The sequence below is a fragment of the Nocardiopsis chromatogenes YIM 90109 genome, assembly GCF_000341185.1.
In the GTDB taxonomy this organism is placed as follows: domain Bacteria; phylum Actinomycetota; class Actinomycetes; order Streptosporangiales; family Streptosporangiaceae; genus Nocardiopsis_A; species Nocardiopsis_A chromatogenes.
On sequence record NZ_ANBH01000052.1, the window covers coordinates 18,907 to 29,567 of the forward strand.

At 74.9% G+C, this 10,661-nt stretch carries 11 protein-coding genes and 1 pseudogene; 7 read left to right on the forward strand and 5 right to left on the reverse strand.

The window, feature by feature from the left end; all coding sequences use genetic code 11:
* Positions 1–80 precede the first annotated feature (80 nt).
* From D476_RS0104985 to D476_RS0105015, 7 genes are all read left to right on the forward strand, one after another.
* Entirely contained in the window at positions 81–509 is a 429-nt protein-coding gene (locus D476_RS0104985) for a hypothetical protein (RefSeq protein WP_017622874.1), read from the forward strand.
* Positions 509–817, forward strand: coding sequence for a hypothetical protein (locus tag D476_RS0104990; RefSeq protein WP_017622875.1), 309 nt, complete (start codon positions 509–511; stop codon positions 815–817). The genes D476_RS0104985 and D476_RS0104990 overlap by 1 nt, the downstream gene beginning before the upstream one ends.
* 331 nt (positions 818–1,148) lie before the next feature.
* A complete protein-coding gene (locus D476_RS0104995; RefSeq protein ID WP_017622876.1) occupies positions 1,149–2,108 on the forward strand; it encodes a CPBP family intramembrane glutamic endopeptidase in 960 nt (319 codons plus the stop codon).
* A gap of 78 nt (positions 2,109–2,186) precedes the next feature.
* Entirely contained in the window at positions 2,187–3,248 is a 1,062-nt protein-coding gene (locus D476_RS32205; protein WP_017622877.1) for a CPBP family intramembrane glutamic endopeptidase, read from the forward strand.
* A gap of 274 nt (positions 3,249–3,522) precedes the next feature.
* Positions 3,523–5,610, forward strand: coding sequence for an RNA degradosome polyphosphate kinase (locus tag D476_RS0105005; RefSeq protein ID WP_017622878.1), 2,088 nt, complete (start codon positions 3,523–3,525; stop codon positions 5,608–5,610).
* Positions 5,603–6,583, forward strand: coding sequence for an NUDIX hydrolase (locus tag D476_RS0105010; RefSeq protein WP_017622879.1), 981 nt, complete (start codon positions 5,603–5,605; stop codon positions 6,581–6,583). The genes D476_RS0105005 and D476_RS0105010 overlap by 8 nt, the downstream gene beginning before the upstream one ends.
* 86 nt (positions 6,584–6,669) lie before the next feature.
* On the forward strand, positions 6,670–7,116 hold the full coding sequence (locus D476_RS0105015; protein WP_017622880.1) for an SRPBCC family protein: 447 nt from the start codon (positions 6,670–6,672) through the stop codon (positions 7,114–7,116).
* Positions 7,117–7,216: 100 nt separating this feature from the next.
* On the opposite strand, the gene D476_RS0105020 is transcribed toward D476_RS0105015, so the two are convergent.
* From D476_RS0105020 to D476_RS0105040, 5 genes and pseudogenes are all read right to left on the reverse strand, one after another.
* Positions 7,217–7,429 (reverse strand): hypothetical protein, encoded by a 213-nt coding sequence (locus tag D476_RS0105020; protein WP_017622881.1) that lies wholly within the window; start codon positions 7,427–7,429, stop codon positions 7,217–7,219.
* A 79-nt stretch (positions 7,430–7,508) separates the two neighbouring features.
* A pseudogene (locus D476_RS32210) lies at positions 7,509–8,548 on the reverse strand (ABC transporter ATP-binding protein).
* Entirely contained in the window at positions 8,533–9,345 is an 813-nt protein-coding gene (locus D476_RS0105030) for an ABC transporter permease (protein WP_026123253.1), read from the reverse strand. Before D476_RS0105030 ends, D476_RS32210 begins: the two are co-directional and overlap by 16 nt.
* A gap of 211 nt (positions 9,346–9,556) precedes the next feature.
* Positions 9,557–10,366, reverse strand: coding sequence for a molybdate ABC transporter substrate-binding protein (gene modA, locus D476_RS0105035; RefSeq protein ID WP_017622884.1), 810 nt, complete (start codon positions 10,364–10,366; stop codon positions 9,557–9,559).
* Positions 10,359–10,661: TOBE domain-containing protein (locus D476_RS0105040; protein ID WP_017622885.1), on the reverse strand; the 303-nt coding region annotated here is incomplete at its 5' end. The genes modA and D476_RS0105040, both read right to left, overlap by 8 nt.

A 10,661-nucleotide genomic window follows, 5' to 3' on the forward strand; every position in this document is an offset into this window, starting at 1 on the left:
GCCCACCACCGTGTGGCTGCGCGGCTTGGCGGTCACCGGCCGCACGGTGGTCTACCCGGCAGCTGCCCAAGGAGCGTCCGATGCGATTCCTGTACCTGCTCATCCCTGCGGTCCTGCTCCGCCTGGCGATGCCCTTCGCAGGCCGCCACGTCCCGGAACCACCTCCGCGCCCCGCCCCGGCGGCATCCCCGCCCGCTACGGCACCGCCCGAGGGGCGGCGGTCCGGCTCGGTCCCGCCGCCGGTCCCCGACTACATCCGCTTCTGCGAGGTCGCGGTGCGGCGCCGCGCCCGGTGGCGCCTGACCTACGGGCCCGGGTCCCTGGTGCCCTATCGGGCGCACCACCTTGTGGAGGGCGTCTCGGTCGCGGCCTCCGAGGTCCACCTCCTCGATGTCCTCCTGTCTCAGTACGAGCCGCCGTCGAGGGTGCGCCCCTATGCGCCCGAGGGCGACGCGGAACGCGCGACAGAGCGGCGCCTCTTGGCCGAGGCCGCTCGGGAGGTGGCGTGATGGAGGCGAGCCTTTGCGGGGCCCACTTCCCCGGTGAGAATCGCGGTTTCCCGTGCGTCCGCCCAGAGGGCCACGGCGGCGACCACGAATCCGTCCTCGGAGACACCTGGCGCAACGAGTCGGCCGTACGGCCCTTCCGGTTCACCGTCACCGTCGACGTCGCGGCCGCCGACGAAGAGGGCTACCGGGTCGAGCACGGCCTCGACGGCGCCGAGGCCACTCGGACGGCTCTGGCTGTCACCGTCGCCGACGGACTCGCCGCTCTGGGCGAGGAACACGGGTGGTGGCGCGGTGTCCACGTGACGTGAACCTCCCGCACTGACCGCCCCTGGCGTCCCTTCCCCAGCAAGGCGCCAGGGGCGCCCTCGAACACCCCGGCGGAAGAGCACCCGCCACGCCGAGGCGCCCCGCCCCTTGAAGGGCGGGCGGGTCAACGTGGGGTTGTCGGAGGGCCATCGGGGGCGGAGGGTTCCCCAAGTGTTCGCTAACGCCTGGTAACACGGGGATTCCGGCCGCGAAAGCCCCACACGGGCACGCGCGAGGCCATTTGCTGCGATCATCCGCACTCCCCGAGTCCGCGACATTCCGCATACGATCCGTCACAATGCGTCATTCTCCGGTCAGACTGAAGTCTCCGACATGGGGGAGTGGCACGTGGAGGCAGGTCGAGGGCGCGCCGCCCGTGCGGTCGTCACCGTGGGGGCGGTGGCCGCCGGGGCGGGACTGGCCGCCGCGGGGTTCGCCGGGCGTCCCGCGGCCCTGGCCGATGTGACCTGGTACGGCGTAGGCGCGCTCTGGGCGGTCTGGCTCCCGGTCGCGGTGGGCCTGCTGCTCACCTGGGTGCTGGGCAGCCGCACCGGCCAGGTCGACCTGGACCTGCGTGTCCGGGAGGCGATGGAGGGCCACCCGGTCCGGCTGGAGCTGGGGCTCCTGGTGGCGATGCTGATCGGCTACGCCCTGGGCACCGCCGGGCTCTCCACCGTCATCCGCCAGGTGAGCGAGGAGCTGCCGTCCGCGGTCGCGCTGCCGGTGACGCGCCTGGTGTTCCTCTTCGTGCTGCCGGTGCTCTTCGTCGACCAGGGCGGGTTCAGCACCAGCGGCCACGGCACCCGCATGCCCGCGCTGTCCCTGGCGGTGCGCGAGCCGTGGCGCTGGCTCGGCCTGGTCACCGTCGCCGCGGTCGGCGCCCCGCTCCTGGTCGACCTGGAGCCGTCGGACGCGCCGTCGCCCACCGGGGCCTTCCTCGTGGTCCTGGCGGTGCTGGTCGGGGTCAGCGCGATCGAGGAGATCTTCTTCCGCGGCATGGTGCAGACCCGCCTGGAGCTGCTGACGGGCCGCACCGGGGCGGTGGCCGTGACCGCCCTGCTCTACGCGCTGGCGCAGGCGGTGAGCAGCCACTTCAACACCTACGGCCCGCTCGTCGGCGAGGGGGTGGCCGAGCAGGTCTCCGTGGCGGTGGTCACCTACGGGGTGCAGGGGCTGCTGCTGGGATACGTCTGGATCCGCTACCGGAACATGTGGATCAACACACTCGTCCACGGGGTCCCCCTGGTCCTGGCGACCCTGCCGACCGTCGCCGGGCAGGGCGGTCTCGGCTGATCGCGGCGCCTCCGACCTGCGGGAGCACCGCTCGCACCCCCCGCCGCAAAAGTCACGCAACAGTGTCGAACCGGTAAAATGTCCGTCGGCGCGCGAGCGTGCGCCCCGGGTGCGGACGGCCACCCGGTCGGCTCTGCGAAGGCGGCGGTCCCCATCGACGGCACGGTCCACGGCACCATGGCGCCCCCGGCGGCGCCGCGCGAGCCGTCCACCGACCGTGGCGACCGGAACCACAGGGGCCACGGGACCGCCCGTTCGGGGCGCGTGCTGGGTTGGGCGGCCCTCCTCGCCTTCATCGCCTGCGCCGCCGTCCACACGGCCTCCTCGATCGCCGGCGGGGGCTTCGACCCCCGGGTGGCCCTGCTGTGGTCCTCCATCGCCGCCGCCCTCGCCCTGATCCGGCTCCTGCCGCCCCGCGTGCCCGAGGCCGCGATGGCCGAGCGCATCCGCGCGCGGATGTCCGACCGCTCCCCGGGGGCCGAGGCCGCGCTCCTCGTCGGCTGCCTGGCCGCCTTCGCCGCCGCCGACGCCGTGCTCTCCCCGGTCTTCGCACTGATCGGCCCCGGTGCGCCACCGTTGTCCTACTACGCAGCCAAGGCCATCTTCCTGCTGCTCATCCCGCCGCTGTTCGCCGGCGGCAGCGGCATCACGCGCCGCTCCAGCGGCCCCGACCTGCTCCCGCTCGCCGCCCGGGTGCACGAGCCGTGGCGCTGGGCGGCCCCGGTCCCCGCGGCGGCCTTCCTGGCCCTGCTCGCCCTGCCGTGGATCGCCGCCCCGGAGCCGCCGGGGACGCTGCCCTCCGACTACGCCCTGGGGGCGGTGGTCGCCCTCACCTTCGCCGGGGTGGCCGTCGCCGACGTGCTGTTCTTCTCCGTGCTCCTGCAGACCCGCTTGGAGCTGCTGTTCGGCCGGTGGCCCGGCATCGCTGCCACGGCGGTGGTGTACGGTCTGTCCTCGCTGGTCGGCGAACCGCTCACCGGTGGCGCACACGACCTGGCCTCCGCGGTCGCGGTCCAGGGGGCGTCGGGACTGGCCGCCGGGTACCTCTGGGCCCGGTACCGGAACCTGTGGGCGAACCTGCTGCTGGCGGGGGGCGTCGCCGCGCTGGCGATGGCCCCGCCCACTGCGGCGTTCCTCTGAGGCGTGTTCCTCGGACCGGGTCCGCAGGGGGCGCCGGTAGCGTCGTGCGCCGGGGAAAAGCCGGTCGGCGGGCTGTCGGCCGATGAGATCGAAGAGAACGCAGCGAGGGCCGTTCCCGGGCGCCGCGTGCAGGGCCTGGTCCGGAGAGCACGCCCTGAGGCGCCCCGCGGCCCCCACGGCCCCGCCTCGCACGGGCGGACCGGGTGATACGTCACAATCGATGCTGCGGGTACGGTTCGCCGTCCGTTAACCGGAATGCGGAAGCGTGCGAACCATGGCGACGGAAGCGGTGTTCATGGGAGAAGAGGTGGAGGACCTCCCCGAGGGGCGGTTCATGGACCGGGAGGTCGACTGGCTCCGGTTCAACCAGCGGGTGCTGGAGCTGGCCGAGGACGCCGGCATGCCCCTGCTGGAGCGGGTCCGCTTCCTGGCCATCTTCGCGGGCAACCTGGACGAGTTCTTCATGGTGCGGGTGGCCGGGCTCAAGCGGCGCCTGGCCACCGGCGTCGCCGTGGCCGGGCCCAGCGGGCACCACCCCCGCGAGCTGCTCACCCGGGTCGCCGAGGTCAGCCACGACCTGATGCGGCGGCACGCCCGCTGCTACCACGACTCGGTGGCCCCGGCCCTGGCCGAGGCGGGCATCCGCATCCTGCGCTGGGACGACCTGGACGAGGACGCCCGGCGCCGGATGCACCGGTTCTTCCGCGGCTCGGTCTACCCGGTGCTCACCCCCTTCGCCGTGGACCCGGCCCACCCCTTCCCCTACATCTCCGGGCGCTCGCTCAACCTGGCGGTGACCGTGCGCGACCCGCGCACCGGCCGCACCGCCTTCGCCCGGATCAAGGTGCCCTCGGCGCTGCCCCGGTTCATCCGGCTGGAGGGCGAGGCCTTCGTCCCGGTCGAGGACGTCATCGCCGGGCACCTGCCGCAGCTGTTCGCCGGGATGGAGGTGCTGGAGCACCACGCCTTCCGGGTGACCCGCAACGCCGACCTGGAGGTCGACGAGGACGAGACCGACGACCTGGTGCAGTCCTTGGAGAAGGAGCTGCTGCGGCGCCGGTTCGGCCCCATGGTGCGGCTGGAGGTCGAGGAGGACATCTCCCCGGAGGTGCTGCGCATCCTCAAGCGCGAGCTGGGCGCCGAGGACGAGGAGGTCATCGCCGTCCCCGGTCCGCTCAACCTGGCCGGGCTGCACCAGATCGCCGACCTGGACCGCCCCGAGCTGAGCTTCTCGCCGATGGTCCCGGCCGAGCCGCCGGGCCTGGACCGCGACGAGCTGTTCGCCGCGGTCCGCCGCCGCGAGCTGCTGGTGCACCACCCCTACGAGTCGTTCACGACCACCACCGAGCGGTTCGTGGCCCTGGCCGCCACCGACCCCAGCGTGGTCGCCATCAAGCAGACGCTCTACCGCACCAGCGGCGACTCGCCCATCGTCGAGTCGCTGATCGAGGCGGCCCGCTCGGGCAAGGAGGTCGTGGTCCTCGTCGAGATCAAGGCGCGGTTCGACGAGCAGAACAACATCGCCTGGGCGCGCAAGCTGGAGGAGGCCGGCTGCCACGTCGTCTACGGCGTCGTCGGCCTCAAGACGCACTGCAAGCTGTCCCTGGTGGTGCGCAGGGAGGACGACGGGTCGCTGCGCCGCTACTGCCACGTGGGCACCGGCAACTACAACCCGCGCACCGCCCGCGTCTACGAGGACTTCGGGCTCTTCAGCGCCGAGCCGGAGGTCGGCGAGGACCTCAGCGACCTGTTCAACCGGCTCACCGGGTTCTCCCGCACCACCAGCTACCGGCGGCTGATGGCCGCGCCCGACGGGCTGCGGTCGGGGCTGACCGAGCGGATCGCCGCCGAGGTGCGCGCGCACTCCGAGGGCCGCCCCGCGCGCATCCGGATCAAGGTCAACTCCCTGGTCGACGAGGACATCATCGACGCGCTGTACCGCGCCTCCGCGGCCGGGGTCCCCGTCGACCTGTGGGTGCGCGGGAGCTGCGTGCTGCGCCCGGGCCTGGCCGGGGTCTCCGAGACGGTCCGGGTGCGCAGCATCCTGGGCCGCTTCCTGGAGCACTCCCGGGTGTTCGTCTTCGAGAACGGCGGCGACCCCGAGGTGTGGCTGGGCAGTGCCGACCTGATGCCGCGCAACCTGGACCGCCGGGTCGAGGCGCTGATCCGGGTGGCCGACCCCGAGCACCGGACCCGGCTGGTGGAACTGATGGACACCGCGATGGACGAGGGGACCTCCTCCTGGCACCTGGGGCCGGACGGGGAGTGGACCCGGCACACCCGCGACGCCGAGGGGGCGCCCCTGCGCGACCTGCAGTCCGCTCTGCGCCGCGACCGGCATGTGAGGGCGACGGATGGTTGAGGACTACCCCTTCCACGAGGCCGAGATCACCAGCGCGTGGCCGCCCCGGGACACAGCGCCCGGCGGCTACATGGAGCCCATCCGGGCGGCCGGCGCGGTGCTGTGGCGGCGCGGGGAGGCCGGGCACGAGGCGGTGCTGGTGCACCGCCCCGACCGCGACGACTGGACGCTGCCCAAGGGCAAGGTGAAGAACGGCGAGCACCTGCTCACCGCGGCCGCACGGGAGGTGGTCGAGGAGACCGGGCTGCGCCCGGTGTTCGGCCGCCGCCTGCCGCCGCAGCGCTACCTGCGCGAGGGCTGGCCCAAGCTGGTCGACTGGTGGGCGGCCCAGCCCGGTCCGGGCGCGTCGGTGTTCACCCCCAACGAGGAGATCGACCGGGTGGAGTGGGTGCCGCTGGCCGAGGCGCGCGACCGGCTCACCTACGACCACGACGTCTCGGTGCTGGACAACTTCGCGTCGGGGCCGCTGGAGACGTTCCCGCTGGTGCTGCTGCGGCACGCCCCGGCGGGGGAGAAGCGCGCCTGGGACGGGGACGACCTGCTGCGCCCGCTGGACGACGCCGGGCGCGAGGGCGCCCGGGAGCTGGCGCGGGTGCTGGAGCCGTACGGGCCGATGCGGGTGGTCTCCTCGGCGGCGGCGCGCTGCACCGAGACCGTGCTGCCGTACTCGGTGTCCCGGGGCACCGAGGTGCGCACCCTTCCCGCGCTGACCGCGGGCGTGCACGGCGACGCCGGGGTGGACCCGGCGGCGGCGCGTGCGGCGTTCGGCACGCTGCTGGAGGAGGGGCGCCCGACGCTGGTGTGCACGCACGGCGAGCTTGTGGGCGACCTGATGAAGGAGGCGCTGGGGCGGCTCGGCGCGCCGGTGACGCAGCAGATCTCCCTGCGCAAGGGGACATTCTGGGTGCTGCACGTGACGGCGGGCCGGGAGCGCTCCCTGGCGGCGGTCGAGCGCCACGAGGCGGTCCGCTGAGCCGGAATCCGGAACACGGCCCTGAGCCGGAGCCCGGAACACGGCCCCGGGGCGGGGCGCGGTCGGGGCCCTGAGAGGATTCGGGCATGGCCCAGCACAAGGTGGCGCGGAGCGTCGTGGTCGATGCCCCCGCGGAGAAGGTGTTCGACATCCTGGCCTCGCCCGGCCGGCACGCCGAGTTCGACGGCTCGGGCACGGTGCGCGAGGCGGTGCGGGGGCCGGAGCGGCTCGGCCCCGGCGACGAGTTCGGCATGGACATGCGGATGGGCGTGCCCTACCGGATGGCCAACCGGGTGGTGGAGTTCGAGGAGGGGCGGCTGATCGCCTGGCGCCACTTCGGTGTCCACCGGTGGCGGTTCGAGACCGAGCCGCTGGCCGACGGGACCTGCCGGGTGACCGAGACCTTCGACTACTCGACGGCGGGGCCCGCACTGCGGTTCGGCTACATGCTGGCCGGGTGGCCCGCGCGCAACGGCCGCTCCATCGAGCAGACCCTGCTCCGGCTGAAGACGCTGGTGGAAGGGGACGGCTGAGGCGGTCCGCCCCCCGCCGCGGGCCCTTTGCCCGGGCCCGTGCCCGGGGCCGTGCGACGACCGCGGGCACGGGACGGTGCCGTGCGGGGCGGGTGGCCCTCTAGTACCCGTCGTGGCCCGTGTGGCGGTCGCCGTAGTCGTACCCGTCGTAACCGCCGTGCCCGAGGAGCAGCGTCTCCGCGGCTCCGACGCGGTCGCCGTAGTCGTACCCGTACCCGTCGTAGCCCCCGGCGGAGGCGGTACCGGCGGACAGGGCCAGGGCGGCACCGGAGGCGGTGACGGCGGCCGCGGCGAGCGTGCGCGTGAGTGACATGAACGTGCCTTCCCGTATGTAGTCGATCAACTACCAACGGTGAAGAGCGTAGGCGAGGCGCCCGCCGATCACCAGCACGTCAGGCCGGGTAGCACCGCACTTCGGAGGCCTTCACCGCGGCCCACACCCGGGCGCCCGGCGCCAGGTCCAGTTCGGCGAGGGCCGCCGGGGTCACGTCCGCCCCCAGGGACAGGGGGCCGCCGAGCCGCACCCGCACCTGGTCGCCGAAGCGCTCGACCCCCTCCACCACCAGCGGCCACACGTTGCGCGGCGTGCCCGAGGGCGGGTCGGGGTACAGCGCCACCGCGCGCGGCGGGAACGCGGCGAACACCGGCCCGTGCCCCGGCGCGGGCGCCTCGATGCGCGCGCCGCCGTCCACCTCCACCGCCGTGCCCTCCTGGCGGCCCCGGTACAGGTTGAGCCCCACCAGGCGCGCCACGTACTCGGTGCGGGGGCGCAGGGCCACCTCCGCCGGTGGGCCGTCCTGCACCACCGATCCCTTCTCCAGCACGGTGATCCGGTCGGCCAGCACCATCGCCTCCAGCGGGTCGTGCGTGACCAGAACGGTGGCGCCGTCGAAGGCGTGCAGCCGGGCCCGCAGACCCGCGCGGACCTCCTCGCGGGTGTGGGCGTCGAGCGCCGACAGCGGCTCCCCCCCCCCNGATGTGCCGCAAGCGCGCGGGCCAGCGCGACCCGCTGGGCCTGGCCCCCCGACAGCGCGCCGGGCCGTGCGCGGGCCCGGTCGGCCAGCCCCATCTCCTCCAGCAGCGCGGCGGCGCGGACGCGGGCGGCGGCCTTGGACTCGCCCCGGCAGCGCGGCCCGAAGGCGACGTTGTCCAGCGCGGACATGTGCCGGAAGAGCAGGTAGTCCTGGAAGACCACGCCGATGGGGCGCCGCTCGGGCGGCAGCGCGGTGATGTCGCGCCCTTCGACGACCACCGAGCCGCCGGTGAGCGGCTGCAGCCCGGCCAGCACGCGCAGCGCCGTCGACTTCCCCGCACCGTTGGGCCCCAGGAGCGCCACCACCTCGCCGCGGTCGGCGGTGAGCGCGGCGTCGAGCCGGAAGGCGCCGCGCTCGGCCAGCAGCCGGGCCTGAAGGGCGCTCACGCCGTCGTCCAGCGGTCGCGCAGGGCCGCCAGTACGGCGACCGAGACCAGGAGCAGGATCAGGCTGAGCACCACGGCGGCCTCCGGGCTCTGCTGCATCGCCAGGTAGACGGCGAGCGGCATGGTCTGCGTGCGGCCGGGCAGGTTCCCGGCGAAGGTGATGGTGGCGCCGAACTCGCCCAGCGCCCGCGCCCAGGCCAGCACCGCCCCGGCGAGCACGCCGGGGGCGGCCATGGGCAGGGTGACCCGCCGGAACGCGGTCCACCGGGTGGCGCCGAGGGTGGCGGCGGCCTCCTCGTAGCGGCGGTCCGCCCCGCGCAGCGCGCCCTCCACGCTGATCACCAGGAACGGCATGGCGACGAAGACCTGGGCGACGACCACCGCCGCCGGGGTGAAGGGCAGCGAGAGGCCGAACCACTCGTACAGGTGGCGGCCGAGCAGCCCGTTGCGGCCCAGCACGAGCAGCAGCGCGACGCCGCCGACCACCGGGGGGATGACGAGCGGGACGGCGACCAGGGCGCGCACGGCCCGGCGCCCGGGGAAGTCGGTGCGGGCGAGCAGCCAGGCGAGCGGGACCCCGAGCAGGAGGGCGACACCGGTGGCGGCGGTCGCGGTGGACAGGGACAGCCACAGGGCCCCGCGCACCTCGGGCGACGCGGCGAGGGGGAGGAGGTCCCGCCAGGGGGCGCCGATGAGCAGCCCGGCGAAGGGCAGCACGAGGAACGCGAGCCCGAGGAGCGCGGGCACGACCAGGAGCCAGGGCACCCGCCCCTTGGGCGGACGGGCGCGACGGGGCTCTCCGCTCAGCACCGGGCGCCCCTGTTCGCTGGGCGCGGGGCCGTCGAACGTGCGGTCGCGCCTCGGGGGGTGGGCGCTGTCGGGCGGGCCGGTGTGGCCGTTGGCGAGAGGGGGCGGTGGGGCGGTGCGGCGTGCCCAGGCCGTTTCGGCCGGGGCCGTCGGCGGTCGGCGGTGGTGAGGTCCGGGAGCGGCCGCCTCCCGGGGCCGGTCGTGCGGGGCGGCATCAGGTGTCCCCGCCCGGACTGAAGCCCGCTTCGGCCAAGGCCTCCTGGCCCTCGTCGGACAGGACGAAGTCGACCCACTCCCGCGCCGCCTCCGGTGCGGCCGTGTCCTTCACGACCGCGATCGGGTAGTCGTTGGCCGCCTCCTCGGCGCCCTCGACGGGGACGCCCTCCACCTCGCCCTCGGCGGATCGGACGTCGGTCGTGTACACCAGCGCCGCGTCCACCTCCCCGAGCCGGGCCCGGGTCAGCGCCGCCTTGACGTCCTCCTCCTCGGACGCCCCCGACACCTCCACCCCTTGGGCCTCCAGCAGCTTCCGGGCCGCCGCGCCGCACGGGACCTCCGCGGCGCACAGCGCCACCCGGGCGTCGGGGTCGGCCAGGTCCTCCAGCCCCCCGATGTCCGCCGGGTTGCCCTCGGGAACCGCGATCCGCAGCTCGTTGCGGGCGAACACCCGGGGCTCGCCCTCGGCCAGCCCCTCCCCGGCGACGTCGTCCATGGTGCGTGTGTCGGCGGAGGCGAACACGTCCGCGGGCGCGCCGTCGGTGATCTGCAGCGCCAGGTCGGAGCTGCCCGCGAAGTTGAAGGCGACCTGTGTGCCCGTCTGCTCCTCGAACCGTTCGCCCAGGCCGGTGAAGACCTCGGTGAGCGAGGCGGCCGCGAACACGGTCAGGGAGCCGCCGCCCGTCCCTCCTCCGGTGCCGCACCCGGCGGCCGCACCGCCCAGCACCAGTGCGGCGACGGCGGCCGAGGCGGCGCGCAGGCGGCGGCCTGGCCCGGTGCGGCGGTCCGGCGGACCCGGCTCAGTCATGGCGTGCGCTCCGGTCCGTCCCGCTCTCCACGATCACGTTGGTCGACTTCACCACGGCCGTGGCCACCGCCCCGGGCTCAAGGCCCAGCTCGTCGGCGGCCTCCCGGCTCATCAGGGAGACCAGCCGGTGCGGGCCCGCCTGGATCTCCACCTGCGCCATCACGTCCCCGCGCACCACGCCGGTCACCAGCCCGCGCAGCCGGTTCCGGGCCGACGAGCGGCCCAGGTCCGGGTCGGAGTCGGGGGAGCGGAGGAACGCGGCCAGGGCGGCGCCGTCCACGGTGCGGCGGGGGGG